Consider the following 25,568-nt stretch of genomic DNA (forward strand, 5'->3'; position numbering starts at 1 on the left):
GCGGCGGCGCGCATGGGGCCGACGGTATGCGAGCTGGAGGGGCCGATACCGATCTTGAACAGGTCGAACACACTGATGGCCATGCCGGGGCTCCTCGAATGGCGATGCCGCTGCTGCCGATTCTCGACTGCCTGCCCGGGCAAAAGATGTCCGTTCCCGACCCGAAAATGCACCTGGCTGCCACAGGGCCACTGCTGCACGCCGCGCCGCCCAGCGGCTAGAATGCCGCCACTGTCAAACCCGAGGACGCCATGAAACGCTCCCTGATCCTGCTCAGCGCCCTGATGCTCGGCGCGACCCTCCACGGCTGCGGCGGTGGCGACGACAAGGCCAAGGCCGAGAAGGCCGCGGCCGCCGCGGTGCCGGCCGACAGCTGCAGCGGCCACCCGCTGGAGAAGGCCCTGCCGCCGAGCAAGGAAATGTACGGCTACCCGTTCATCTCCCGCGAATGCGGCTACAACGACGCCAAGCTGGTCTACGGCACCGCCGACGGCAGCCGCCACCTGGAGATCAGCCTGATCGACACCGGCATGCCGGCCCCGGCCCAGGACGCCAACAGCGAGCAGGCCATCGCCTACCGCGGCGTGCAGGACAAGCTGCGCGACATGACCCATTCCAGCCTGACGCTGCTGAACAAGACCCGCGAGACCGCGATCAAGAATGGCACCGCCGACAAGTTCGGCGGCGAGGACTACCTGCCGGTGATCGACACCACCCGCATGGGCGACCCCCTGGGCATAGTCGCCCCGGCCAAGGGCGAGGCCGGCGAGTCCAGCCTCACCGGGCTGATCAAGGGCCGCTACGTGCTGACCCTGAGCACCCCGGACAAGCCCAACGGCGGCAGCACCCAGTCCATGCGCCAGCTGTTCGTGCCCATCGTCGAGCAGATGAAGCTGACGGCGCTGCCCTGATCGGCCGCCTGCGGCGTTATCCGCCGAATCGCGGACAGAGTCCGCTCCTACGGTTACAGGGAAGCACGTGCGTAGGAGCAACTGTCTTGCAGGCTGCGCCGCCTCTTTCCAACCCGTCGGGCACCGGCGTTCCGGCCGGCGGCGGATAACCGCGAACGGTTATTCGCCCTACGGTCGAGCACGGACGTAGGAGCGGACTTTGTCCGCGATTGGATTCCCCGGCCACGCCGGACGCCCCGGTGGCACGAACGGCCCCCGCTCCTACAAAAGCCACGATTTCGCTACGCTGCCTGTGGATGACTTTCCCCGAGGCAGCTTTCGATGTTCGACAATTCCCAGCAATTCGCCAGCGACAACTATTCCGGCATCTGCCCCGAAGCCTGGGCCGCCATGGCCGAGGCCAACCGCGGCCATGAGCGGGCCTACGGCGACGACCAGTGGACGGCGCGCGCCTCCGACCATTTCCGCGAGCTGTTCGAGACCGATTGCGAGGTATTCTTCGCCTTCAACGGCACCGCCGCCAACTCCCTGGCCCTGGCCGCCCTGTGCCAGAGCTACCACAGCGTGATCTGCGCCGAGACCGCCCACGTCGAGACCGACGAGTGCGGCGCCCCGGAGTTCTTCTCCAACGGCTCCAAGCTGCTGCTGGCGCGCACCGACGCGCAGGGCAAGCTGACCCCCGCGGCGATCCGCGAGATCGCGCTGAAGCGCCAGGACATCCACTACCCCAAGCCGCGCGTGGTGAGCATTACCCAGGCCACCGAGGTCGGCACCGTCTACCGCCCGGACGAGCTGGGCGCGCTCAGCGCCACCTGCCGCGAGCTGGGCCTGCACCTGCACATGGACGGCGCGCGCTTCTCCAACGCCTGCGCCTTCCTCGGCGCCTCGCCGGCGGAGCTGACCTGGAAGGCCGGCGTCGAGGTGCTGTGCTTCGGCGGCACCAAGAACGGCATGGCGGTGGGCGAGGCCATCCTGTTCTTCGACCGCGACCTGGCCGAGGGCTTCGACTACCGCTGCAAGCAGGCCGGCCAACTGGCCTCGAAGATGCGCTTCCTCGCCGCGCCCTGGGTCGGGGTGCTGCAGGACGAGGCCTGGCTGCACTACGCCAACCACGCCAACCAGTGCGCGCGCCTGCTGGCGCAGCGGGTGGCCGACGTGCCGGGCGTGCAGCTGATGTTCCCGGTGGAGGCCAACGGGGTATTCCTGCAGATGTCCGAGCCGGCCCTGGAAGCCCTGCGCCAGCGCGGCTGGCGCTTCTACACCTTCATCGGCGCCGGCGGCGCGCGCTTCATGTGTTCCTGGGACACCGAGATCGAGCGCGTCGAGGCCCTGGCGCGGGACATCCGCGAGGTGATGGGCGCCGCCGCCTGAGTTGTCCACCGAATCTGTCGAAAACCCTGTGCGCAGCCTGTGGCCGGGCTGTGCGCAGGTGGCTTGCGGCCGCGTGGCGCCTGGGCCGGGCCAGGGCGCTCGGGGTTTGCCCGGCGGGCCGGATTCTGCCCCCGGAATCTGTTGGCCGCGTTGTGGATAAAGTGTGCATGAATGCCTTGGCGCCAGGCCCGGCGAGGCTTGCGCGCGGCTGTACGTTTTTCGACCTGAATTTGCCCGTGTGCCTTGATTTTCAAGCACTTGCCATCGGCTTCCGGCCGCCGGCGAGTTGCCCACAAAGGCTGTGGAGCGAGGCGCGGGAAAGCTGTGGAAAAGCTGTCGGTGAATGGCTGCGCGAACGAAACGGCGGGGCCTGCCGGGCATTGCTGGTTTTTTCGCCAACGGCCCTGTCCGTGGGCGCTGCGGAAAAAACCGGCGGCTAATGGTCGCGGGCTGTCCACGGCTTCTGTTGAACGGCCTGTGGCAAAGCTGTGGATAAACTGCCGCTGGACAGGCTTTCCGGGGCTTGCGCAGCACTGCCCGAAAAATCGCCAGCGTTGCGCTGGAAGCCCTATGGCTCAGGGCTTTCCAGCGTCTTCGACGCGGCTGTGGAACTGTCCACACTGGCTGTGGAAGCGGCCTTCAGCAAGCTGTGGAAAAGCTGTGGTGAAACGGCTGTGGCAGGCATGCCCGCTGGGCTCGCGGCGCTTGGCTGTTTTTTGCCCAGGGCGCTCCGGGGCGCTGCCTATACTTCCCGTTACCCTGCCTGGGAGGTGCCCCATGTCGAACTACCCGGTCGAACAGATCCGCACGGTTGCCCTGGTCGGCCATGGCGACAGCGGCAAGACGCTGCTCGCCGAAGCCCTGCTGCAGCGCAGCGGCGCCATCCCCGCGATGGGCTCGCTGGAGCGCGGCGACACCCTGTGCGACGCCGACCCGCTGGAGCGCGACTACCACCACTCGCTGTCCGCCGCGCTGGCGCACTTCGAATACGAGGGTACGCACGTCCAGCTCATCGATACCCCCGGCCTGCCCGACTTCATCGGCCACGCGCTGCCGGCCCTGGCGGCGGTGGAGACCGCGCTGGTGGTGGTCAACGCGCAGAACGGCATCGAGCTGAATACCCACCGCATGATGGACTGGGCCGCCGAGCGCGGGCTGTGCCGGATGCTGGTGGTGAACAAGATCGACGCCGAACGCGTCGACCTGCCGACGCTGCTGGCCGACCTGCGCGAAGCCTTCGGCAAGGAGGTGCTGCCGCTGAACCTGCCGGCCGGCGGTGCGACTCGGGTGGCCGACTGCTTCTTCGCGCCCGCCGGCGAGGCGGACTTCTCCTCGGTGGAGGAGGCGCACCAGGCGCTGGTCGACCAGGTCGTGGAGGTCGACGAGGAGCTGATGGCGCGCTACCTGGAGCAGGGCTCGATCCAGCCGGAGGAACTCCACGAACCCTTCGAGCGGGCCCTGCGCGAAGGCCACCTGATCCCCCTGTGCTTCGTCTCGGCGCGCACCGGCGCCGGCGTCGACGAACTGCTGCAGGTGCTGGCGCGGCTGGCGCCCAACCCCGCCGAGGGCAACCCGCCGCTGTTCGAGCGCCTGGACGAGCAGGGCGGCGCCCGGCCCTTTCGCTCGCAGCCGGACCCCGAGGCCCACGTGCTGGCCCATGTGTTCAAGGTGGTGATCGACCCCTTCGTCGGCCGCCTGGCGGTGTTCCGCGTGCACCAGGGCACCGTGCGCCGCGATATGCAGCTGTTCGCCGGGGATGGCCGCAAGCCGTTCAAGGTCGGCCACCTGCTGCGCCTGCAGGGCAAGCGCCACGAGGAAGTGCCGCAGCTGGTCCCCGGTGACTTCGGCGCGCTGAGCAAGGTCGAGGAGCTGGAGTTCGACGTGGTCCTGCACGACTCCCACGACGAGGACCACATCCGCCTGGCGCCGCTGGACTTCCCCACGCCCATGCAGGGCCTGGCCATCGAGGCCGGCCGCCGCGGCGACGAGCAGCGCCTGGCCGAGGTGCTGCAGCGCCTGCTGGCCGAGGACCCGTGCGTGCGCCTGGACTACAACGCCTCGACCCAGGAAACCGTGCTGCGTGGCATGGGCGAGCTGCACCTGCGCTACCTGCTGGAACGCCTGACCGGCAGCTACAAGCTGGAAGTGAACACCCGCCCGCCCAGCGTGCCCTACCGCGAGACCGCCACGCGCCCGGCCGAGGGGCACTGCCGGCACAAGAAGCAGACCGGCGGCGCCGGCCAGTTCGGCGAGGTGTTCCTGCGAGTGGAGCCGCTGCCGCGGGGGACCGGCTTCGAGTTCGTCGACGCGATCAAGGGCGGGGTGATCCCGGGGCAGTTCATCCCCTCGGTGGAGAAGGGCGTGCGCACGGCGCTGGCCGCGGGCCCCCTGGCCGGCTTCCCGGTGGAAGACGTGAAGGTCACGGTGTTCGACGGCAAGAGCCACTCGGTGGACTCCAAGGACATCGCCTTCCAGGCCGCCGGGCGCAAGGCCATGTTCGACGCCCTGCGCAACGCCGGGGGCATGCTGCTGGAGCCGGTGGTGAACATCGCGGTGACGGCGCCGGAAGCCCGCCTGGGCGACATCACCGCCGACCTCACCGGGCGCCGCGGCCAGGTGCTGGGCACCGAGCCGCTGTCGGCCCGCGCCACCCTGGTGCGCGGCCAGGTGCCGCTGGCCGAACTGGAAGGCTACGCCAACCGGCTGAAGGCGATCACCGCCGGGCAGGGTTTCTTCACCCTCGAAGCCAGCCACTACAGCCCCGTGCCGCAGGACGTGCAGCAGCGCCTGGCCAGTGAGTACAAGGCGGTGCAGGAAGAAGACTGAAAAGACCGGTTTTTGTAGGAGCGGATTTATCCGCGATGCTCCTACGCCGCTCCACCCAACCCGTAGGGCGCATAACGCCTACGGCGTTATCCGCCAATCGACCCGGGCACCTCTGTTCCGGCCGGCGGCGGATAACCGCGAACGGTTATTCGCCCTACGCTCGAACGCAGGGCGCGCTCCCCGCAACAGCCGGCGCGGCCGCTCAGGCCCGGCGCCGCCCCCGCTGGTCGATCAGGTACTGCAGGCGGAACAGGTGGCGGTAGCCGGCCTCCCAGGCGCCGTGGCCGGACTTCACGTTGATGTGCCCGGCGTTCGGCAGGATCAGCGTCTCGGCGCCCCAGGCGCGGCCCAGCTGCAGGGCGCGCTGCGGGCTGCAGGCGGCGTCGTTGTCCGAGCCCACCAGCACGCTGGGGAAGGGCAGGGCGTCCAGGGCGATGGGGGCGAAGTTGCGCAGCGCCGCGTGGCAGGTCTCGCGCTCGACGTCGGCGGGCGCCACCAGCAGGGCGCCGGAGACCTGGGCCAGGGCCTTCGGCCCGGCGCGGCGGGCCCAGGAGGCGATGGTGACGCAGCCCAGGCTGTGGGCGATCAGCACCACGCGGCCGGGCTGGCGGCGGATTTCGCGGTCCAGTTCGGCGACCCAGTCGACATGCCGCGGCGCCACCCAGTCGCGCTGCTCCACCCGCGAGGCGTTGGGCAGCGCGCGCTGCCAGTGGCTCTGCCAGTGCTCGTCCTCCGAGCCGTGCCAGCCGGGCACCAGGACATAGCGGACGCGGTCGCTGCGCATGGGTTCATCCCCCTGAAAGTCGTCATGGGGAGGCAGTGTAGGTGGGGTTCGTCAATAAATTAAGGAATAAAAAATGCTTTGCTTATGCTGCATTTTCTTATTCCAGCACTTCTTGATTCGCGACAAGTACGCAGGGGCCCGGCAGGCGTTGAATCGAAGCTGGGCCCACTCTCTCCAGGCGAACCCCCATGGCCAAGAAATTCCCCCTGCATCCCGCCCACCCCGAACGCATCTGCTGGGGCTGCGACCGTTACTGCCCGGCCTCGGCCATGGGCTGCGGCAATGGCTCCAGCCGTACCCAGCACCCCATCGAGATCTTCGGCGAGGATTGGGCGGACGAGCCCGCCTGGGGTCTGGACGAGACGCCCGCGCAGCCGGTCGAGGTGCGCCAGCCGGCGCCCTGACTCAGCCGGGGGCCTTGGCGCAGCAGCGCGCCAGCAGGGCTTCCAGGTTCAGGTCGGGCATGGCGCAGGCGCGCAGCGCGCTGGCCGTCTGCTCGACGTATTCGCGGGTAGTGCCGAAATGCCCCTGGGCGCTGTCGAACACGCGCTGCACGATGCTGTCCGGCAGCGAGCCGGCGTAGCTGGGCAGGTGGCGTTCGAGGACGAAGCCCAGGGCGCGCACCCGGCGGCCATCCTCCAGGCGGCAGCTGAGCCACTCCGGGCGGTAGGAGGCGTAGGGCATCTCGCGCTGCCAGAGGGCGAACAGGTTGGCGTCCAGGCCGTCGTCCGGCAGGCGGTAGGCGAAGCCGCCGCAGGAGCCGCCGCGGTCCAGGCCCAGCACCAGGCCGGGCATCTCCGGGGTGCCGCGGTGGGTCAGCGACCACAGGTAGAGCCCGCGGTGGTAGCCGTGCACCCGCGCGCGGCTGGCCTCGGCCACCGGGAACTCCGGGCGCCAGATCAGCGAGCCGTAGGCGAACAGCCACACGGCGCCGCCGCCGTGCTCGGCCATGGTGATTTCCAGCGAGGCGCGCAACTGCTCCGCGCTGAGTCGTTCCGGCGCCCCCAGCGCCGGTGGATAGAAGGGGCCGTCCAGGTTCATAGACGTGCTCATGCGTAACCCCCAAGGTACCTCACGCTCTGAAAACTTAGCGGATGTGACCTTTTGACAGAAGGGGCGGCTGCGCAAGACACCTTTGCGCGGACGAACGGCGCTACCGCCGGTCCGGATGGCAGGGGGCGAAAAAGAGGGCCGCGCGGAGCGGCCCTATCACCAAGATCTTTGCTGGCGTGGGGTGCCAGTGGGTGTGAGGTACCCGACCAGCAGTAGAGCAGCCGCCCATGACAGGCGCATGACGGTCATTGCCCGGCCTGCCACTGGCCCTTGCTCTGGCTTTCGCAGAACGGCTGGAGGAAGCGCGCGTCGCTGGCCACGCCGTAGTAGTGGATGTCCTGGCGGTAGGGGCTGTTGGGCACCTGGGCGTTGGCGCAGACGCCGAAGGCGCCGGTCGGGCAGGTGTCGGCGTAGGCCACCTCGACCTGCTGGTCCTTCAGTTGCGGCTGGCAGAAACCCTCGTGGAACAGCTTCGCCGGGATGCTGCGGTTCTGCTGGCAGACCTTCACGTCGAGGTTCCTGCCGCGGCTGTGCACCACGCAGGCTTCGGCGTGGGCAAGGGCGGGCAGGGCGAAGCAGGACGACAGGAGCAGGGCCGGCAGACGCATGAAGGCGGGGTCCTTTGAGCGAAGGGGCGACTCTAGCGCTTTTCCCCGCCCTCGTCAGGCGGCAACATGGCGCCATGCTCGAACAGATTCCCACCCATGTGATCGGCGGCCCACTGGGCGCCGGCAAGACCAGCCTGATCCGCGACCTGCTGGCCCAGCGCCCGGCAGGCGAGCGCTGGGCGGTGCTGGTCAACGAATTCGGCCAGGTCGGCCTGGACGCCGCGCTGCTGGCCACCGATACCGACGGCGTGGCCATCGGCGAGGTGGCCGGCGGCTGCCTGTGCTGCGTCAACGGCGCGCCCTTCCAGGTCGGCCTTGCCCGCCTGCTGCGCAAGGCGCGGCCGCAGCGGCTGTTCATCGAACCCTCCGGCCTCGGCCACCCGCGCACCCTGCTGCGCCAACTGGGCGAGGCGCCCTGGCGCGGCGTGCTGGCGCCACAGCCCTTGTTGCTGGTGCTGGATGCCGCGGCGCTGGCCACAGGCGCTTCGCTGCCGGAGGCGCAACGGGACGCCCTGGCCGATGCCGCGCTGCTGGTGCTGAACAAGAGCGAAGGGTTGGACGACGTGGCCCGCGAACGGCTGCAAGCCAACCTGCCGGCGCTGCCGCAGGTCTGGACCGAACAGGGGCGCCTGCCCTTCGCGAGGCTGCCGTTCGTCGCCAATATCGGATCGGACGCGGCGGCGGAGCTGCCGCTGCCCACGGCCGAACTGCCCGTACTGCTCACCCGCGCCGCACCCCTGCGGCAGGTGCACAGCGAGGGCGGGCGCCAGGCCGTCGGCTGGCGCCTGCACGCCGACTGGCGCTTCCGCCGTGCGGCGGTGGAGGCCTGGCTGGCCGGCCTGGGCGGCCTGCTGCGGGCCAAGGCGGTGCTGCACTGCGAGGACGGCTGGCAGGCCTGCAACCGGCTGACGGGCGAGGAGCCCTGGCAGCCCAGCGCCTGGCGGCGGGACAATCGGCTGGAGCTGATCTTCGACGCCGAGCAGGATCTGCAGGCCCTGCAGCAGCAAATGTTGACCTGTGCCAGGTTGGCCGATGGCCAATAAGGTTGCCATCGGCGGGGCGAATGATAATAATTATCAGATTCTGGTCATTTCCCCACAGGCTTCTCCCATGGCGCCATCGCAATCGCGCTCGCCGGCGGGCTCTGCTCTCGTCGCGTCCGCCGCGGAACTTCCTTCGTCCTCCGACAGCGACGAAGGACTCTCGCTGCCTTGCGTCAGCGCCCAGCGTGGCAGTGAAGCCAACCTGCGACTGGTGGACTGCTCCGGCGCCCGCCGCGACGAGGAAGTGGCCGTCGCCGAGGAACTGCTGATTCCCTACGCCGCGCCCGTGGAAGGCGTGGAAGAGGCGGAGCAGCCGCCCCAGCCGGTGGGCTGGTGGAAGTCTTCCGGGCTGTCCCTGGTGCTGCACCTGGGGGTGGTCGCCGGCCTGGTCTGGGCCATGCCCAGCCCCGACGAGCTCAACCTCGGCCGTGGCGAAGTGCCGACCATGCAGGTCACCGTGGTGCAGTTGCCGCCCAAGCCCGAGCCGGTGAAGGAGCCGCCGGCCGCCGCGCCCGAGCCGCAGCCGCCGCAACCCACGCCGCCGGAGCCGGTGGTCGAGCCGCCCAAGCCGGAGCCGCCGAAACCTACGCCCAAGCCGGTGGAGAAGGCGGTGCCGAAGAAGGCGCCCAAGCCCAAGCCGAAACCCAAGCCCGAACCCGAGCCGGTGGAGCAGGCCCAGGCCCAGCCGACGCCGCCCGCCCCACCGCCGCCCCCGGCCGCACCGACCGTGGGCCAGAGCACCCCGGGCGCCCAGGCCGCCCCGACCGGCACCCAGGGCCCGGCCGGCCTGCCCACCGGCAGCCTCAACGACAGCGACATCAAGCCGCTGCGCATGGACTCGCCGAAGTACCCGCTGATGGCCCAGCGCCGCGGTATCGAAGGCCACGTGAAGGTGCTGTTCACCATCACCGCCGACGGCCGCATCGACGACATCCAGGTGCTGGATTCCTCGCCGCCGCGGATGTTCGACAGCGCCGTGCGCCAGGCCATGGACACCTGGCGCTTCGAGCCCCGCGTCAGCGGCGGCCGCATCGTCGCGCGGCAGGCGACCAAGGTCTTCTACTTCAAGCTGGAGGGGCGCCGCTGAGGCGCTTCCCGGTTGATGAAAAACGCGCTTGAAGGCGCGTTTTTCGTTTGGGGTGGCTGTTGTGGGAGCGGGCTTGCTGGCGAATGGTGCTCACCTGCAGCTTCGGTGTATCGGTCCGGCTTCTTTCCCTCTCCCCAACCCTCTCCCTGAAGGGAGAGGGGGCTTGTCCGTGCCGAGATAAGGCAAGGTTTCAAATGAATGCCTTCGGTGTTGCCGGCTGACTCCAGAGCATCCAGGCACACCGAACGGTCCCCTCTCCCTTCAGGGAGAGGGTTAGGGAGAGGGGCCGAAGTCAAACCAACGCACCGAAGCTGCAGGTGAGCACCATTCGCCAGCACGGGACCTCAGGGCAACTCGAACCCGCCCGCCGCCTTGTGCAGCGCCCGCAGGTGCGCGCCGAGCTGCTTGAGGTTGGCCTCCAGGGCCTGCAGTTCCTCGCGGCGCTCCGGCTCCAGCAGCGCGCGGACCTCCTGGTCGAGGTTGTCGCTGAGCTGGCGCAGGCGCGCCTGGCGGGCCTGGGTCTGCTGCTCCAGGCGCGTCGACTCGCCCGGCTGCGGCAGGCCGTAGCCGCTGTCCAGCAGCTCCGCCGGCTGGCTGAGGAAGCCGCTGTCGTCGAGGATCTGCTGCAGCGTCTTGCCCGCCGCCACCAGCTTGGGGTCGGCGCGGGCGTCGTCGCGGTGGCCCAGGTACAGGCGCTTCAACTCGTCCTGGGCCAGCTGCAGCTGGCGCCGCAGCGAGGCCTGCTCCAATAGCAGCATGGCGGCGCTGGCGCGCAGGTCGGCCTTGTCGAACCAGGCGCGGCGTTCGCTGGCGGGCAGGGCCAGCCAGTCCTCGACCTTGGCCTGGGGAATGTCCAGGCGCTGGCGCAGCACCTCGAACATCGCCTGGTAGCGGTCGCGGAAGGAGTCGAAGCGGTAGCCCAGGCGCAGCGCGCGCTTGGGCTCGTCGAGCACGCTGGCGTCGGCCAGGCCGCGGTTCTCCATGATCTCCACCACGCCGTAGGGGGTGATGCTGTCGAGGTCCTGCAGGCGTGCGTCGGGGATGCCGCTGCGCAGCAGCTTGAGGGTCTCCACCGCGCAGTTGTTGGAGATGAAGTAGTAGTTGCCGTCGTAGCCCCAGTGCACCTGCATGGCGCGCTCCACCAGCTCGTCGATCTGCTGGCGGCTGAGCCTGAGCGGGATCGAGGCCAGGCTACGCAGCTCGATCTTGGTGTATTCCTCGATCACCTGGGACAGCGGCAGCACGAACAGCCGCGACGGGTAGGAGCCGGTCAGGCCGTCCCAGCTGGACAGCTGCAGGTCGCCGACGAAGGCGCGGTAGGACAGCACCAGGTGCTGGTCCAGGTCCAGACGGCAGTCCGGCCCGCGCGGCCGGCCCGGGGCGCAGACCACCAGGCGCAGCATGGCGTGGCCCCAGCGGCTGACCCACTGGTCGTTGGCCTCGGCCAGCAGGTAGTCGACCTCGTAGACCCGCTCCGGGTCCAGCCTGCCCAGCGGCTGGCGGCCGAAGTCGCGGCCGGCGTTGAGGTAGGCGAAGGATGGCTCGCAGGCCTGGCGTTGCGGGCGCTCGCCGAAGCGCTCGGCGTAGTAGCGGTACAGGGCCGGGCGGCGGCAGGCGTAGCTGGGGTCGAGGACGAAGTACTCCATGTTCACCGCGACGAACTCGCGCGGATTGCTCAGCTCGTAGCGGTCCGGGCTGCGCAGGACGAAGCGGTTGTCGTGCTCGCGCTGGCCGCGCTTGCCGGCCAGTTGTGGCCAGCCGGCGAGGTCGAGCAGGCGCGGGTCGTCGGAGAGGGTGAAGCGGCGGTTGGCCTGGCCGCGGCACTCGGCGCCCTCGCCGATGCGCCCGATGCTGTCCTGCTGGCGCGTGCAACGCTGGATCAGCCGGGCCTCGGCGGGCAGCCAGAGGCGCCCGCGGTCGTACAGGTGGGTCAGCTCGTGGACCACCGTGGCCTGCAGCTCGCGGCGCAGGGTGCCATGGCTGCGGCCGGTCCTGAGGGTGGCGGCGCTGCCGTCGGCGAGGGCGGCGAGGTACTTGCGGTTCAGCGCGATGGCTCCGGGGCGCAGGGCCTGGCCCATGCCGTTGCCCGGCAGGTCGTCGCGCCACTCCACGTCGACGCGGCGGTCCAGGGCCTGGACGAAGGCCGGCGGCAGCGCCTGGCGGACGTCATCCAGCAGCTGCTGGCTGGCCTGGCGCTGTGCCGGGGCGAGGCCGTCGGGCTGCAGCGCCAGGCGCAGGTCGGCCTGGGCGCTGGCGGCGGCGAGCAGGCTCAGTGCCGCCAGCCAGCGGCGGCCGCGGGGGATCACAGAGCGAGAATGGCTTCGGCCAGCTGCTGGTCGGAGGCATCGCGCGCTTCCGGGAGCTGCTCGCGCACCACCTTCAGTGCCGCTTCCAGCTGCGCACCGCGGATGGCGCCCTGGCTTGCGACGAAGCTGGCGGCGTCGTCACGGGCTTCGCGGACGATCTTCATGTCGCGGATCGAGGTGGTGGTGTCGGAGGTGAAGTCCAGGCTGCGGCCGGTGGCGTTGGTGCTGATGTTGAACAGGCGGACGACCGAGTGGGCCTGGACGCTGGAGGCGCAGGCGGCCAGCAGCAGGCCGAGGATCAGGGGGCTCTTGGGGATCGAGCTGAGGCGCATGGGTGTCTCCGAAACGGCAGCGAGGGCTGCTCACGGTTTATTGGGCAAGAATGGCTTCGGCCAGTTCCCGATCGTTCGCCGCGAGCTCCGGATGCTGTTTGCGCAGCCAGCGCAACGCCTGTTCCAGGCGCGCTCCGCGCACCTGGCCGTCGGTGGCGATGTAGCTGGCGGCATCATCGCGGGCGGCACCGAGCAGTTTGTTCTCGAAAGGCGTACTGGTGACTTTGCTGGTCACGTAGCTGCTGCCGGCGACGAACATGGTGGTCTGTTCGAAGGCCAGCACGGGGGTGGCCAGGCAGAGGCCGGTGAGCAGGAATGGCAGGCTGCGCATGGGCTGAGGCGATCGGAAAAGCACAGCCGACAAGGCTAACGGAATGCGCCGGCAAGAGCCAGCCTCGCAGGCCCGGCGGGCCCTCTGAAAAGGCGCCTCCGGGCCAGGTGGGGCGGGGAATCAGATGACCAGGATCGCCTGGGCCAGTTGCAGGTCGTTGGCGGCCAGGCTCGGCAGCTTGCCGCGGATGTGCCGCAGCGCCGCTTCCAGGTGCGCGCCCCGCACCTGCCCCTGGGTGGCGACGAAGGTGGCGGCGTCGTCGCGGGCGTCCAGGACGATCTTGTCGTCGCGGAAGGAGTTGGTGATGTCGGTGGTACCGTCGGAGGTGGCCTTGGTGGCGCCGACCAGCGCATCGGTGGTGACGATGAAGCTGGAGGCGAAGGCGCCGCTGGCGCAGGTGAGCAGGGCGGCGGCGGTGAGCAGGCGCAGACGATTCATGGATGGACACTCCCAGTCGAGATGAAACCGCGCGGCCAACGCTGCCGCGCGTTACCGATGCAGACTAGCGGAGCCAGCCCGCGGCGACCAGCCGGTCAGCGCCAGAAAGGTTTCGAAAGTTCCCGCTCGCGCTGGCAGCGGTCGATGCCGGCGTCGGCCAGCTCGCGTTCGCCGAGCAGGGCCAGTTGCTGGCGGGTGTGGGTGTTGCGGCGCCACTGGCAAAGGAGGGCGAACAGGCGCGGAACCATTGCCCTGATGTTTTGAACTGTACTGCTGTCCGTGCTGTTGCCTTCGAGAACCCGTTCCATGCTGGCGGCCTCCGCGGTTGTGCTGGGCGATTCAGCTTCGCACCGGGCGCCCGGGGGAGGCAGAGGCAGGCAGGAGAAATTCCGGGAGAACAGTGCTGCGGCAGGAGGCAACTGTACGGCTGTGGTCGGGCCTGGCTGTACGGCTTGGCCGCACCCTGTCGGGGCGCCTTTCGTGGAGGCCGAAAACAGTACGGGCCGCTTCCTGGAGGGGAGCGGCCCGTTACGGTGTGACCGATACAGTCCGTGAAAGCTATTGTGGGCCGTAACAGTTTGAAGCTGTATCGCTTACTTCCAGAACGGCTTGTTCAGCTCGGCGTAGCGCTGGGCTTCGCTGATGCCGGCGTCGGCCAGCAGGCGCGAGTCGAGGCGGGCCAGTTGGCGGCGGCTCTCGATGCGGCGCTGCCACAGGCGGACGGTGCCGACCAGGCTGCGGTGGGCGGTGGAGGAAGAACGGATGCTGCTGACGTTGGCGGAACCGAGGGTACGTTCCATGATTTTCGTCCTTCCCGCTTTTGGCGGGTAGTGGGGTTGCGGAAGTTGTTGAGGAGTATCTTCTGACTTTTTGGTCAGCCGCGATAGGTACAGTTGCTTTGAATTAAATAGCGTCAGCGAATTGTTTCAGCGAACTGTAATGGCGTTTTTGGTGCGAACTGTACCGCTGCGCTCCGTTGTGGTGCACAGGTGGTGGGGAATGCGGGGTTTTCAGAGGGTCTGCCGGGGTTGGCAGTAGGAGAAGTGGAACAGTCGCTGTGGGATAAAAAACTGTTCGAGAGTGTTTTTACGTGGTTTTTTTCCGACTGTCCAGCCTGGCGGGCCATTCTTTGTGGAATGGCCCGCTGGCGTGCCGGATCAGCTGGCGGCGAGCATGTGGCCGCGTTCTTCCAGGTTGATATGCCAGTTCATGGCTTCGCGCAGGATGTGCGGGGTGTGCCCGCCGCGCTGGCAGGCGGCCTCGAAGTAGGCGGCCAGGGCGTCGCGGTAGGAGGGGTGCACGCAGTTCTCGATGACCACCCGGGCGCGCTCGCGCGGCGCCAGGCCGCGCAGGTCGGCCAGGCCCTGCTCGGTGACCAGGATGTCGACGTCGTGCTCGGTATGGTCGACGTGGCTGACCATGGGCACCACGCTGGAGATGTTGCCGCCCTTGGCGATGGACTTGGTGACGAAGATCGCCAGGTGGGCGTTGCGGGCGAAGTCGCCCGAGCCGCCGATGCCGTTCATCATCCTGGTGCCGCCGACGTGGGTGGAGTTGACGTTGCCGTAGATGTCGAACTCCAGCGCGGTGTTGATGCCGATGATCCCCAGGCGACGCACCACCTCGGGGTGGTTGGAGATTTCCTGCGGGCGCAGCACCAGCTTGTCCTTGTAGCGCTCCAGGTTGCCGAAGACGTCGGCGTTGCGGCGGCTCGACAGGGTGATGGAACTGCCCGAGGCGAAGCGCAGCTTGCCCGAGTCCATCAGGTCGAAGGTGGAGTCCTGCAGCACTTCGGAGTACATGGTCAGGTCTTCGAAGGGCGATTCCATCAGGCCGCACATCACCGCGTTGGCGATGCTGCCGATGCCCGCCTGCAGCGGCGCGAGGTTCTTCGCCAGGCGGCCGGCATCCACTTCGCGCTTGAAGAAGTCGATCAGGTGGTTGGCGATGGCCTGGGTCTCGCTGTCCGGCGGCAGCACGGTGGAGGGCGAGTCCGGCTGGTTGTTGATGACGATGGCGACGATCTTTTCCGGCGGGATCGGGATGGCGGTGCTGCCGATGCGATCGTCGACCTTGGTCAGCGGGATCGGCGTGCGGGTCGGCCGGTAGGTCGGGATGTAGATGTCGTGCAGGCCTTCCAGGTTGGTGTTGTGCGCCAGGTTGATCTCGACTATCACCTGCTTGGCGAAGATCGCGAAGCTGGCCGAGTTGCCCACGGAGGTGGTCGGTACGATGTGGCCTTCCTCGGTGATGGCCACGGCTTCGATGACCGCGATGTCCGGCAGCTTGAGCTGGTGGTTGCGCAGCTGTTCGACGGTTTCCGACAGGTGCTGGTCGATGAACATCACCGAGCCGTCGTTGATCGCCTTGCGCAGGGTGCTGTCGACCTGGAAGGGCATGCGCCGGGCCAGCACGCCGGCCTCGGTCAGGTGCTTGTCGAGGTCGTTGCCCAGGCTCGCGCCGGTCATCAGGCTGATCTTCAGCGGCTGCTGCTTGGCGCGCTGCGCCAGGGCTTCCGGCACGGCCTTGGCTTCGCCGGCGCGGGTGAAGCCGCTCATGCCGACGGTCATGCCGTCCTGGATCAGGGCTGCGGCCTGGTCAGCAGTCATCACCTTCTCGAGCAGGGAAGGCAGGCGCACGCGATCACGGTACATGGAAAAACCTCAGGCTTTATGGGGAGTGCAAGGCGGCCAGTCTAGGGATTCGGCGATTTTTCGCCCTTATACCAAGGTCGAAAAATCGCCCCGCCACTGCCTTCCTTACTACCAAAGTCCAGAGGGTTTTCCTTTGCGGCAAAGCAAGACACCGGCGCGCGGCCGGTGTCTTGCGGATCGACGGCTGTCGTTATTCGACGGCCTTGACCATGTCTTCGATGACCTTCTTGGCGTCGCCGAAGACCATCATGGTCTTGTCCAGGTAGAACAGTTCGTTGTCCAGGCCGGCGTAGCCGCTGGCCATCGAGCGCTTGTTGACGATCACGGTCTTGGCCTTGTAGGCCTCGAGGATCGGCATGCCGGCGATCGGCGACTTCGGATCGTTCTTCGCCGCCGGGTTGACCACGTCGTTGGCGCCCAGCACCAGCACCACGTCGGTCTGGCCGAACTCGGAGTTGATGTCCTCCATCTCGAACACCTGCTCGTAGGGCACTTCGGCCTCGGCCAGCAGCACGTTCATGTGGCCCGGCATACGGCCGGCGACCGGGTGGATGGCGAACTTCACGGTGACGCCGCGGTGGGTCAGCTTCTCTGCCAGTTCCATCAGCGCATGCTGGGCGCGGGCCACCGCCAGGCCGTAGCCGGGGACGATGATCACGCTGTCGGCGTTGGTCAGCAGGAAGGAGGCGTCGTCGGCCGAGCCGGATTTCACCGGGCGGGCTTCCTTCGCACCGGCGGGGCCGGCGTCGTCGGTGCTGGCGCCGAAGCCGCCGAGGATGACGTTGAAGAACGAGCGGTTCATCGCCTTGCACATGATGTACGAGAGGATCGCGCCCGAGGAGCCCACCAGGGAGCCGGCGATGATCAGCATCGAGTTGTTCAGCGAGAAGCCGATGCCCGCCGCGGCCCAGCCGGAGTAGGAGTTGAGCATCGACACCACCACCGGCATGTCGGCGCCGCCGATGGGGATGATGATCAGCACGCCGAGGATGAAGGCCAGGGCCAGCATCAGGGCGAAGGCGGCGAGGTTGCCGGTGAACATGAACACCAGGCCCAGGCCGAGGGTGGCCAGGCCCAGCACCAGGTTCAGCAGGTGCTGGCCGGCGAACTGTACCGGTGCGCCCTGGAACAGGCGGAACTTGTACTTGCCGGACAGCTTGCCGAAGGCGATCACCGAACCGGAGAAGGTGATGGCGCCGATGGCCGCGCCGAGGAACAGTTCCAGGCGGTTGCCGGTGGGGATGGTGTCGCCCAGGTGCTGGACGATGCCCAGCGACTGCGGCTCGACCACGGCGGCGATGGCGATGAACACCGCGGCCAGGCCGATCATGCTGTGCATGAAGGCGACCAGCTCGGGCATCTTGGTCATCTCGACGCGCTTGGCCATGATCGAACCGGCGCTGCCGCCGATCAGCAGGCCGACCAGGATGTAGCCGATGCCGGCGGCGGCGTTGTCGCCCTCGGCCAGTTGCGCGCCGAGCTTGAACACCAGGCCCACGGTGGTGAGCACGGCGATGGCCATGCCGACCATGCCGAACAGGTTGCCGCGCCGCGAGCTGGTCGGGTGCGACAGGCCCTTCAGGGCTTGGATGAAGCAGACCGAGGCGATCAGGTAAAGGAGAGTGACGAGGTTCATGCTCATGGTCAGTGCTTCTCCGCCGGCGCTTTCGGCGCTTTCTTCTTGAACATTTCCAGCATGCGGCGGGTGACCAGGAAGCCACCGAACACGTTGACCGCGGCCAGGGCCACGGCCAGGGTGCCCATGATCTTGCCCAGCGGGGTGACTGTCAGGGCGGCGGCCAGCATGGCGCCGACGATGACGATCGCCGAGATGGCGTTGGTCACCGCCATCAGCGGGGTGTGCAGGGCGGGGGTGACGTTCCATACCACGTGGTAGCCGACGTACACGGCCAGCACGAAGATGATCAGGTTGTAGATCCCGTGGGAGATCAGCATTTCTTCCATCGTCTTTCACCGGTCTCTAGGCCGGGCTGAAGCCCGGCGGGTTCTTCTTTATTAAGGAGGGCTCAGCCGTTCTTGCGCACGGCCTGGCCGTCGCGGCACATCAGGCAGGCGGCGACGATGTCGTCTTCCAGGTTGACCTTGAAGCCTTCGGCGGACAGGGTCAGCTTGAGGAAGTCGAGCAGGTTGCGCGCGTACAGGGCCGAGGCGTCCGCCGGGACCATGGCGGCCAGGTTGGTGTGGCCGACCAGGGTCACGCCGTGCTTGACCACTACCTGCCCGGCTTCGGTCAGCGGGCAGTTGCCGCCCTGGGCCGCGGCCAGGTCGATGACCACCGAGCCGGGCTTCATTTCCTGCACCGTGGCTTCGTGGAGCAGGGTCGGCGCCTTGCGGCCCGGGATCAGCGCGGTGGTGATGACGATGTCGGCCTGCTTGGCGCGCTCGTGCACCGCCTTGGCCTGGCGCTCCATCCACGAGGCCGGCATCGGGCGGGCGTAGCCGCCGACGCCTTCGGCGCACTCGCGCTCCTCGTCGGTCTCGTAGGGCACGTCGACGAACTTGGCGCCGAGCGACTCGATCTGCTCCTTCACCGCCGGGCGCACGTCCGAGGCCTCGATCACCGCGCCCAGGCGCTTGGCCGTGGCGATGGCCTGCAGGCCGGCGACGCCGGCGCCGAGGATCAGCACGCGGGCGGCCTTCACGGTGCCGGCGGCGGTCATCAGCATGGGCATGAAGCGCGGGTAGTGGTTGGCCGCCAGCATCACCGCCTTGTAGCCGGCGATGTTGGCCTGGGACGACAGCACGTCGAGGCTCTGCGCCCGCGAGGTGCGCGGCGCCGCTTCCAGGGCGAAGGCGGTGATGCCGCGTTCGGCCATGCGCGCGATGTTGTCGTTGTCGAAGGGGTTGAGCATGCCGATCAGCACGGCGCCCGGCTTCATCTGCGCCAGTTCCTCGGCGCTGGGCGCGACCACCTTGAGCACCAGCTCGGCGCCCAGGGCTTCGGCGGCGGAGCCGATCTTCGCCCCGGCGGCCTCGTAGGCGCTGTCCGGCTGGCTGGCGTTGACGCCGGCGCCACTCTGAACGATCACCTGGTGGCCTTGGCCAACCAGTTTCTTGACGGTTTCAGCGGTGGCGGCGACCCGTGTTTCACCGGCATGGGTCTCGAGAGGGACACCGATCTGCACTCACAAATCTCCTGCGTGATCCTTGAGTAGTCCGGCGCCGGAAGGCGGCCGGGTTGTCGAACTGGCAACGCATGCCGCGATAAGGGCGGGTCCAGAACCCGCTGGGCGGCGGCATTGTGCAATCGAGCCACTGGGTCGGCAAGAAGTTCTGAAGTAGTACTAAAAAAGAACTACAAGTCACGTTCGGACCCGCAGTTCCCCCGTTCCGGCAAGGGGCGCTACCGCCCTGGCTTTTAGCCTAATTGCCTATTGTGACCGGGGGAGAATGCTATCCCTGGCGTGAATGTCCGCTCATCAGAACCCCCGGCAACCCGGTGAGAGGCCCGTCAATCCTGCCTCAGGCGCATCTATAGGTGTTAATTAATGTTTTTAATCTGAAATATGAGTGATCCCTGATGCCTGGAATTCCGTAGCAGATTTTTTACATTGACTACAGAGTCAGGAAATTCTCAACAAGCGCCTCACGGCGCATGTTTCCTGGCTTTCGGGCAGGCGACGGGGCCGGCCTGGAAAAACGGCCTGGTCCAAGGCTATGCAGGCGGGTGATGAAAAAAAAGAACGGCCACCCGAGGGTGGCCGTTGCCTGGCTGCGACAAAGCAGCGCGGTGAATGGGCCGGCTGCGTGCCGGCGAATGGCTCAGCCCTGGTCGGCGAGCACCTTGGGCAGCTGTTCGGCGAGCTTGGCGTTGTTCAGCGGGGCGCGGATGAAGCCGTGCTGGGTGCCGTCCGGGCCGATGACCACCAGGTTGCCGCTGTGGTCGACGGTGTAGTTGGGCTTGCTGGTGTCGGCCGGGATGTAGGGGATGCTCATGGCGTTGGCCAGCTTCTGGATGGCCTCGTCGCTGCCCACCAGGCCCTGGAAGCCGGCGTTGAAGAAGCCCAGGTATTCCTTCAGGCGCGCCGGGGTGTCGCGGTGCGGGTCGACGCTGACGAACACCACCTGCAGCTTCTCGCGCACCTCGGGGGCCAGCTTGCCCTGCAGCTCGCGCAGTTGCGCCAGGGTGGTGGGGCAGACGTCCGGGCAGAAGGTGTAGCCGAAGAACAGCAGGCTCCAGCGGCCCTTGAGGCTGGCGGTGTCGAACGGCTTGCCGTCCTGGTCCTGGAAGGTCAGGGCCGGCACCTCGCGGCTCTGCGGCAGCAGCACGATGCCGGCTTCGAGCAGGGCGGCGGGGTCGAGGCGGTGTTTCTCGGTGAGCACCTTCTGCACGGTGAGGCCGAGGATGACGGCGACTATGGCTACCAGGATGAGGACGGTCTTGTTGACTCGGGACATGGGGTTCTCGTGGTCGGGAGCGGTCGAGGGGCGTTCATGGACGTAGGGCGTATAACCGTTCGCGGTTATACGCCGCTACACCCAAGCCTGCAGCCAACTCCCAGGTCAACCTCGGAGCCGTCTGGGGCCAAGGCCAAACGGCGGATAACGCGGAGCGTTATTCGCCCTACGACTCCTGTTACAGCGCGATGTGGATGGGCAGGTAATGGTCCACCAGCAGGGCGATGAACAGCAGGAACAGGTAGGCGATAGAGTACTTGAAGGTGCCGATGGCCGCATGGGGCCTGCTGTCGCTGTACAGCGCCCAGGCCCAGTCGAGGAAGCGCGCGCCCAGGGCCAGCGCGGCCAGCAGGTAGACCAGCCCGCTCATGTGGATGGCGAAGGGCATCAGGCTGACGGCGAACAGCACCAGGCTGTAGAGCAGGATGTGCAGCTTGGTGTAGCGCTCGCCGTGGGTCACCGGCAGCATCGGGATCTCGGCCTTGGCGTACTCGTCCTTGCGGTGCAGGCACAGGGCCCAGAAGTGCGGCGGCGTCCAGGCGAAGATGATCAGCACCAGCAGCAGCGGCTCGGCCGACAGGTGCCCGGTCACCGCCACCCAGCCGAGCATCGGCGGGGCGGCGCCGGCCAGGCCGCCGATCACGATGTTTTGCGGCGTGGCGCGCTTGAGGAAGCCGGTGTACAGCGCCGCGTAGCCCAGCAGCGAGGCGAGGGTCAGCCAGGCGGTGAGGGCGTTGGTGAAGGTCAGCAGCAGGCTCATCCCGGCCAGCGCCAGGAGCAGGGCGAAGCCCAGGGCCACGCTGGGCGACAACCGCCCTTCCACCAGCGGGCGGCGATGGGTGCGGGCCATGATCGAGTCGATGCGCCGGTCCACCACGTGGTTCACCGCCGCCGCCGCGCCGGCGCACAGGCCGATGCCCAGGTTGCCGAACAGCAGCACCGTCCAGGGTACGCCGCTGCGGGTGGCGAGCAGCATGCCGATCAGCGAGGTGATCAGCATCAGCAGGACCACCTTGGGTTTGGTCAGCTCCAGGTAATCGCGCCAGCCGGGTTGGCTGCGGGTGCCGCTCAGTACGCTGGCCATGTTCGGTTCTCCGTTGGTCGAAGTGGGTTCAGCCCTGCGAGGGATAGGCCACCGGCCGTTCCAGCGCCGGCAGGGCGCGGGCCCGGCCGGCTTTGGCGACGCTGGCCGCGGTGACCGGCGAGCGCAGCCGGTAGTTGACCAGCACCAGGCTCAGCAGCAGGCAGGCGCCGCCGCCGTTGTGCGCCACCGCCACCGGCAGCGGCAGGTGCAGCAGCACGTTGCTGATGCCCAGGCCGACCTGCAGCGACAACGCCAGCAGCATCAGCGCGGTGGGGTAGATCAGGCCGACGCGCTGCATGCGCCAGGCCAGCACCAGCAGCACCGCCACCACGCAGAAGGCGCCCATGCGGTGGGTCATGTGGATGGCCGTGCGGGCGTCGCTGTCGAGCTGCCCGCCCAGGTAGTTGGGGCCGATGTGCTGGGTCAGGTGGAAGCCGTTGGCGAAGTCCATCTGCGGCCACCACTGGCCGTGGCACATGGGCAGGTCGATGCAGGCCACCGCCGCGTAGTTGCTGCTCACCCAGCCGCCCAGGGCGATCTGCAGCGCCACCAGGGCCAGGGCGAAGGCCGCCAGGCGGCGTGGTGCGCCGGCGCGCTGCAGCGGTTGCACGGCGCCGGACAGGCGCAGGGCGAGGAGGAACAGCAGCGACAGGGTGGTGAAGCCGCCGAGCAGGTGCGCGGTGACCACCTGCGGCCACAGCTTGAGGGTCACCGTCCACATGCCGAAGGCGGCCTGGGCGATCACCACGCCCAGCAGCAGCAACGGCAGGCGCAGCGGCTGGCCGTCGCGGCCGCGGCGCAGCAGCGCGTGCACGGCCAGGCCGGCGATGAGCAGGCCGAGGGTGCCGGCGAAGTAGCGGTGGATCATCTCGTTCCAGCCCTTCTGCGCCTCCACCGGGGCCTCGGGGAAGTGCTGCTCGGCATGGGCCAGCTGCGCCTCGCTGCTGGGCACGTGGATGAAGCCGTAGCAGCCGGGCCAGTCCGGACAGCCCAGGCCCGCGTGGGTGAGCCGGGTGTAGGCGCCGAGCAGCACCACCACCAGCGCCAGGGCGGTGGCGAAGGCGGCGACGTGGAAGCCGGGTTTACGCGGTGTGTTCGTCATGCACAGCCCCCGTTCTTGTCGTTGTCGTGGCCTGCGCTCAGCCGATGTGGGAGAGCTTCAGCAGCAGTTGCAGGTCGCCGAGGATCTGCTTGCCGTTGGCGCCGGCGGCGTAGCGCAGCACCAGGTTGCCGTGGGGGTCGACTATCCACAGCTGCGGCGCCTGCTCGCCGGCGGCGGGCTGCATGGCGTAGCGCTTCAGGCGCGGGTAGTCCTTGTCCAGCTGCGCCTGGAACTCCGCCGGCAGCGCCTGGGCGGCGGCCAGGGCGTGCTCGGCGCGGTTGGCGTCGCGGTTCAGGCCGATGTTGATCTGCCGCGCCAGGTACACCAGCTGCTGGCAGTCGGCGGCGCAGGCGGCGGGGGCGGTGACCAGCAGTTGCCAGCGGTCGCTGGCGGCGTCGGCCTGCACGCCCAGGTCGGCGGGCGTGCTGCCGTTGGCGATCAGCTCGCCGTGGTAGCTGCGGCTTTCCGGCACCCAGAAGCGGAACTTGTACATGCCGGTGGCCAGCAGCATGGGGCCGAATACCACGGCGAGGATCAGCAGCAACTGCATGCGCCCGCGGTTGCGGCGGCGCAGCTGGGTTTCATCGAGGGTCAGGCTGGTCATGGGCGGGCTTCTCCCGTGCGCGGCGGATGCCGAGGTAGAGGTAGAGGGCGGACAGGGCGGTGGCCATGGCGAACCACTGCACGGCGTATCCGGTGTGGCGTTCGGGGGCCATGGCGACCACCGGCCAGTTGGTCTCGAAGGCGGCGTCGCCCGGTTCCAGGCGTAGTTCCAGGGGCAGGCCGTTGCGGTCCAGGGCCTGCCAGGTGGCGTCCGGGTCGACGCGGGTGACCAGCTGCGGCCAGGCCTGCTGCCGGGCATCGGCCAGCTGCAGGCCGCCGGGTGGCGGGACGTAGGCCCAGGCATCGAGCAGCAGCTCGCCGCCGGGCGTATCGACGGCCGGCGCCACGCGGCGGTTGGGCCAGGGCAGCCAGCCGCGGTTGACCAGCACCCACAGGCCGCTGGCCTTGTCGTGGAAGGGCTGCAGCACCTCGACGCCGGCGGCGCCGTCGCGGGTGCGGTTGTCCAGCAGCAGGGTGTGCTCGGCGTCCAGGCGGCCTTGCAGGCGCACCCGCACGTAGGCCGGCTCGGCCAGGGCCTCGAGCTGCGTGACGGGAATCGGCGCGGCCTCGCGGCGCGCTTCGGCGGCGGCCAGCAGCACGCGCTTCTCGGCGGCGCGGGAAAGCTGCCAGCAGCCCAGGGCCACCAGCAGCGGGAGTAGCGCCAGGACCACCAGGGTCGGCGCCAGGCCCGGCCGGAAGACCGCCGCCACGCCATGGCGCGGGCGGGAGTCGATGGCGTGCTGGCTATACTGCAAGTTACCCCCTCAGCAATCGGAGCCACGTCATGCTCAAGGCCGCGATCGTCGTTCTGCTGCTGGCCACCGTGGCCAGCCTGTTCAGCGGACTGTTCTTCCTGGTCAAGGACGAGGGCCACGGTTCCCGCGTGGTCAACGCCCTCACCGTGCGCGTCATCCTCGCCGCGCTCACCCTGGCCCTGGTCGCCTGGGGCTTCTACTCCGGGCAACTGGTCACTTCCGCCACCTTCTGAGCTTTTCGTAGGAGCGAGCTTGCTCGCGAACGACTCCGCAGCGGGGCTGGTTCGCGAGCAAGCTCGCTCCTACAGGCCGTGCCGCCTCAAAGCACGTACACGAAGATGAACAGCCCGATCCAAACCACATCCACGAAGTGCCAGTACCAGCTGGCCGCCTCGAAGCCGAAGTGGTGCTCGGCGTCGAAGTGCCCGCGCAGGATGCGGATCAGCATGATGCTCAGCATCAGCGCGCCTATGGTCACGTGGGCGCCGTGGAAGCCGGTGAGCATGAAGAAGGTGGTGCCGTAGATGCCCGAGCCGAGGGTCAGGCCCAGTTCGCTGTAGGCCTCGTGGTATTCGTGGGCCTGCAGGAACAGGAAGGCCACGCCCAGCGCCACGGTGATCGCCAGCCACAGCTTCAGCGGGCCGCGGTGGTTCTTCTTCAGTGCGTGGTGGGCGAAGGTCACGGTGAAGCTGGAGGTGACCAGCAGGATGGTGTTGATCAGCGGCAGCTTCCACGGCTCGATGACTTCCTTGGGCGGCGGGAACAGTTTGTTGTCCGGGTTGCTCAGCAGCGGCCAGGTGTACTGGAACTCCGGCCAGAGCATGTGGGCGATGCCCTTGTGGCCCTCGCCGCCGAGCCAGGGCCCGGCGAAGTGGCGGATGTAGAAGAGCGCGCCGAAGAAGGCGGCGAAGAACATCACCTCGGAGAAGATGAACCAGCTCATGCCCCAGCGGAACGAGCGGTCCATCTGCGGGCTGTAGAGGCCGGAGCGGCTTTCCTTGATGACGTTGCCGAACCAGCCGAACAGCATGTAGGCGACGATCAGCCCGCCGGCGAAGAGGATCCAGGGCCCGTGGGAGGCCTGGTTGCCGGCGCTGTAGTCGTTCATCCAGGTGCCGACGCCGAACAGCGTGGTGAGCAGGCCGATGGTGGCGATGATCGGCCATTTGCTCTGCGCGGGGACATAGTAGGGATCGTGGGTTGCCATTCTTGTTCTCCTGGGCCGGTCAGCGGTCGTTGCTGGCCACCGGTGGCTTGCGTGCGGTGATGTCGAACAGCGTGTAGGCGAGGGTGATGCGGTGGACGTCCGCCGGCAGGTCGCGGTCGACGATGAAGCGCACCGGCATCTCGATGCGCTCGCCGGGCTGCAGGACCTGCTGGGTGAAGCAGAAGCACTCGGTCTTGTGGAAATAGCGCGCGGCCGTGGAGGGCGCGATGCTGGGGATGGCCTGGGCGGTCATCGGCTTATTGGTGGGGTTCTGCGCGACGAACAGCATCTGGTTCACCGCCCCGGGGTGCACCACGATCATTTCGCTCTCGGGGCGGAACTCCCAGACCATGTCGATGTTGTTGTTCGCCACGAAGTCCACCTTCACCTGGCGCGCCATGTCCACCTGCTGGAGGCTGCCCTGGTAGGCGCTGCCGGAAGTCTTGCCGTTGATGCCCAGGGCCTTGCACATGACGTTGTAGATCGGCACCAGGGCGAAGCCGAAGGCGAACATGGCCACCACCACCACCAGCAGGCGGGTGACCAGCTTGCGCGTCTCGATGTTGCCGTCGCTCATGGTTATCTCTCCCGTAGGAGCGAGCTTGCTCGCGAACCAGCCCCGCTGCGGAGTCGTTCGCGAGCAAGCTCGCTCCT

29 protein-coding genes are annotated in these 25,568 nt (G+C 68.2%); 8 read left to right on the forward strand and 21 right to left on the reverse strand.

The annotated features are described in order from the left end of the window. The coding region (locus VV867_RS25655; protein ID WP_328567088.1) for a serine dehydratase beta chain at window positions 1-83 on the reverse strand (83 nt) is incomplete at its 3' end. 168 nt (window positions 84-251) lie between these two features. On the opposite strand from VV867_RS25655, the gene VV867_RS25660 reads away from it, so the two are divergent. The 4 genes from VV867_RS25660 to fusA all read left to right on the forward strand — a co-directional run bounded on the left by VV867_RS25660 (window position 252) and on the right by fusA (window position 5,108). After that, window positions 252-911 carry a hypothetical protein gene (locus VV867_RS25660; protein WP_328567914.1) on the forward strand — a complete coding sequence of 220 codons (660 nt, stop codon included), beginning with the start codon at window positions 252-254 and terminating at the stop codon, window positions 909-911. 321 nt (window positions 912-1,232) lie between these two features. Beyond that, a complete protein-coding gene (locus tag VV867_RS25665) occupies window positions 1,233-2,282 on the forward strand; it encodes a threonine aldolase family protein (protein ID WP_328567915.1) in 1,050 nt (349 codons plus the stop codon). A gap of 167 nt (window positions 2,283-2,449) precedes the next feature. After that, a complete protein-coding gene (locus VV867_RS25670) occupies window positions 2,450-2,722 on the forward strand; it encodes a hypothetical protein (protein ID WP_328567916.1) in 273 nt (90 codons plus the stop codon). 337 nt (window positions 2,723-3,059) lie between these two features. Beyond that, a complete protein-coding gene (gene fusA, locus VV867_RS25675) occupies window positions 3,060-5,108 on the forward strand; it encodes an elongation factor G (protein ID WP_328567917.1) in 2,049 nt (682 codons plus the stop codon). A gap of 202 nt (window positions 5,109-5,310) precedes the next feature. Here the strand turns inward: fusA and VV867_RS25680 are convergent, their stop codons facing one another. Further along, window positions 5,311-5,892, reverse strand: coding sequence for an alpha/beta hydrolase (locus tag VV867_RS25680; RefSeq protein WP_328567918.1), 582 nt, complete (start codon window positions 5,890-5,892; stop codon window positions 5,311-5,313). 188 nt (window positions 5,893-6,080) lie between these two features. Between VV867_RS25680 and VV867_RS25685 the strand changes: the two genes are divergently transcribed. Then, complete coding sequence (locus tag VV867_RS25685) at window positions 6,081-6,296, forward strand: DUF3079 domain-containing protein (protein ID WP_089392812.1); 216 nt, start codon at window positions 6,081-6,083, stop codon at window positions 6,294-6,296. Between the two features lies 1 nt (window position 6,297). Here VV867_RS25685 and VV867_RS25690 read toward each other — a convergent pair whose 3' ends face one another. After that, window positions 6,298-6,945: a gamma-glutamylcyclotransferase gene (locus VV867_RS25690; RefSeq protein WP_109931668.1), complete on the reverse strand. Its 648-nt coding sequence runs from the start codon at window positions 6,943-6,945 to the stop codon at window positions 6,298-6,300. A 245-nt stretch (window positions 6,946-7,190) separates the two neighbouring features. Beyond that, the gene (locus VV867_RS25695; protein ID WP_328567919.1) at window positions 7,191-7,553 is read right to left on the reverse strand and encodes an NADH:ubiquinone oxidoreductase; all 363 of its coding nucleotides are present in this window, start codon (window positions 7,551-7,553) and stop codon (window positions 7,191-7,193) included. 74 nt (window positions 7,554-7,627) lie between these two features. On the opposite strand from VV867_RS25695, the gene VV867_RS25700 reads away from it, so the two are divergent. Both VV867_RS25700 and VV867_RS25705 read left to right on the forward strand, forming a co-directional pair. Next, on the forward strand, window positions 7,628-8,596 hold the full coding sequence (locus VV867_RS25700) for a CobW family GTP-binding protein (RefSeq protein WP_328567920.1): 969 nt from the start codon (window positions 7,628-7,630) through the stop codon (window positions 8,594-8,596). A 67-nt stretch (window positions 8,597-8,663) separates the two neighbouring features. Further along, entirely contained in the window at window positions 8,664-9,683 is a 1,020-nt protein-coding gene (locus tag VV867_RS25705) for an energy transducer TonB (RefSeq protein WP_328567921.1), read from the forward strand. Between the two features lie 344 nt (window positions 9,684-10,027). Here the strand turns inward: VV867_RS25705 and VV867_RS25710 are convergent, their stop codons facing one another. The 15 genes from VV867_RS25710 to VV867_RS25780 all read right to left on the reverse strand — a co-directional run bounded on the left by VV867_RS25710 (window position 10,028) and on the right by VV867_RS25780 (window position 23,707). After that, window positions 10,028-11,986 carry a DUF7844 domain-containing protein gene (locus tag VV867_RS25710; protein ID WP_328567932.1) on the reverse strand — a complete coding sequence of 653 codons (1,959 nt, stop codon included), beginning with the start codon at window positions 11,984-11,986 and terminating at the stop codon, window positions 10,028-10,030. After that, window positions 11,986-12,321, reverse strand: coding sequence for a DUF2388 domain-containing protein (locus tag VV867_RS25715; RefSeq protein WP_109934431.1), 336 nt, complete (start codon window positions 12,319-12,321; stop codon window positions 11,986-11,988). Before VV867_RS25715 ends, VV867_RS25710 begins: the two co-directional genes overlap by 1 nt. A gap of 37 nt (window positions 12,322-12,358) precedes the next feature. After that, window positions 12,359-12,652: a DUF2388 domain-containing protein gene (locus VV867_RS25720; protein WP_109934432.1), complete on the reverse strand. Its 294-nt coding sequence runs from the start codon at window positions 12,650-12,652 to the stop codon at window positions 12,359-12,361. Window positions 12,653-12,772: 120 nt separating this feature from the next. Continuing rightward, window positions 12,773-13,090 carry a DUF2388 domain-containing protein gene (locus tag VV867_RS25725; RefSeq protein WP_089392819.1) on the reverse strand — a complete coding sequence of 106 codons (318 nt, stop codon included), beginning with the start codon at window positions 13,088-13,090 and terminating at the stop codon, window positions 12,773-12,775. Window positions 13,091-13,185: 95 nt separating this feature from the next. Further along, the gene (locus VV867_RS25730; RefSeq protein ID WP_328567922.1) at window positions 13,186-13,338 is read right to left on the reverse strand and encodes a DUF1127 domain-containing protein; all 153 of its coding nucleotides are present in this window, start codon (window positions 13,336-13,338) and stop codon (window positions 13,186-13,188) included. Window positions 13,339-13,683: 345 nt separating this feature from the next. Further along, a complete protein-coding gene (locus tag VV867_RS25735) occupies window positions 13,684-13,890 on the reverse strand; it encodes a DUF1127 domain-containing protein (protein ID WP_089392838.1) in 207 nt (68 codons plus the stop codon). A gap of 357 nt (window positions 13,891-14,247) precedes the next feature. Next, window positions 14,248-15,744, reverse strand: a complete 1,497-nt coding sequence (locus VV867_RS25740) for an acetyl-CoA hydrolase/transferase family protein (protein WP_328567923.1) — start codon at window positions 15,742-15,744, stop codon at window positions 14,248-14,250. Between the two features lie 190 nt (window positions 15,745-15,934). Further along, window positions 15,935-17,386 carry an NAD(P)(+) transhydrogenase (Re/Si-specific) subunit beta gene (locus VV867_RS25745; protein WP_275628060.1) on the reverse strand — a complete coding sequence of 484 codons (1,452 nt, stop codon included), beginning with the start codon at window positions 17,384-17,386 and terminating at the stop codon, window positions 15,935-15,937. Window positions 17,387-17,388: 2 nt separating this feature from the next. Further along, window positions 17,389-17,709: an NAD(P) transhydrogenase subunit alpha gene (locus VV867_RS25750; RefSeq protein ID WP_009614711.1), complete on the reverse strand. Its 321-nt coding sequence runs from the start codon at window positions 17,707-17,709 to the stop codon at window positions 17,389-17,391. Between the two features lie 62 nt (window positions 17,710-17,771). Beyond that, window positions 17,772-18,890, reverse strand: a complete 1,119-nt coding sequence (locus tag VV867_RS25755) for a Re/Si-specific NAD(P)(+) transhydrogenase subunit alpha (RefSeq protein ID WP_089392841.1) — start codon at window positions 18,888-18,890, stop codon at window positions 17,772-17,774. Window positions 18,891-19,527: 637 nt separating this feature from the next. Beyond that, the gene (locus tag VV867_RS25760; protein ID WP_328567924.1) at window positions 19,528-20,163 is read right to left on the reverse strand and encodes an SCO family protein; all 636 of its coding nucleotides are present in this window, start codon (window positions 20,161-20,163) and stop codon (window positions 19,528-19,530) included. A gap of 178 nt (window positions 20,164-20,341) precedes the next feature. Beyond that, the gene (gene cyoE, locus VV867_RS25765) at window positions 20,342-21,247 is read right to left on the reverse strand and encodes a heme o synthase (RefSeq protein ID WP_089392843.1); all 906 of its coding nucleotides are present in this window, start codon (window positions 21,245-21,247) and stop codon (window positions 20,342-20,344) included. A 28-nt stretch (window positions 21,248-21,275) separates the two neighbouring features. After that, window positions 21,276-22,349: a COX15/CtaA family protein gene (locus tag VV867_RS25770; RefSeq protein WP_109934436.1), complete on the reverse strand. Its 1,074-nt coding sequence runs from the start codon at window positions 22,347-22,349 to the stop codon at window positions 21,276-21,278. A gap of 37 nt (window positions 22,350-22,386) precedes the next feature. Beyond that, window positions 22,387-22,953, reverse strand: coding sequence for a hypothetical protein (locus VV867_RS25775; RefSeq protein WP_109934437.1), 567 nt, complete (start codon window positions 22,951-22,953; stop codon window positions 22,387-22,389). Beyond that, the gene (locus VV867_RS25780; protein ID WP_442965053.1) at window positions 22,931-23,707 is read right to left on the reverse strand and encodes an SURF1 family protein; all 777 of its coding nucleotides are present in this window, start codon (window positions 23,705-23,707) and stop codon (window positions 22,931-22,933) included. The genes VV867_RS25775 and VV867_RS25780 overlap by 23 nt, the downstream gene beginning before the upstream one ends. A 29-nt stretch (window positions 23,708-23,736) precedes the next feature. Here VV867_RS25780 and VV867_RS25785 point away from each other — a divergent pair, with 29 nt between their 5' ends. Further along, window positions 23,737-23,940, forward strand: coding sequence for a twin transmembrane helix small protein (locus VV867_RS25785; protein ID WP_009614697.1), 204 nt, complete (start codon window positions 23,737-23,739; stop codon window positions 23,938-23,940). 86 nt (window positions 23,941-24,026) lie between these two features. On the opposite strand, the gene VV867_RS25790 is transcribed toward VV867_RS25785, so the two are convergent. Both VV867_RS25790 and VV867_RS25795 read right to left on the reverse strand, forming a co-directional pair. After that, complete coding sequence (locus tag VV867_RS25790; protein ID WP_253391040.1) at window positions 24,027-24,914, reverse strand: cytochrome c oxidase subunit 3; 888 nt, start codon at window positions 24,912-24,914, stop codon at window positions 24,027-24,029. 19 nt (window positions 24,915-24,933) lie between these two features. Continuing rightward, complete coding sequence (locus VV867_RS25795; RefSeq protein WP_074980529.1) at window positions 24,934-25,491, reverse strand: cytochrome c oxidase assembly protein; 558 nt, start codon at window positions 25,489-25,491, stop codon at window positions 24,934-24,936. Window positions 25,492-25,568 lie beyond the last annotated feature (77 nt).

This window comes from Pseudomonas sp. JH-2 (assembly GCF_036231725.1).
GTDB classification, from domain to species: domain Bacteria; phylum Pseudomonadota; class Gammaproteobacteria; order Pseudomonadales; family Pseudomonadaceae; genus Pseudomonas; species Pseudomonas delhiensis.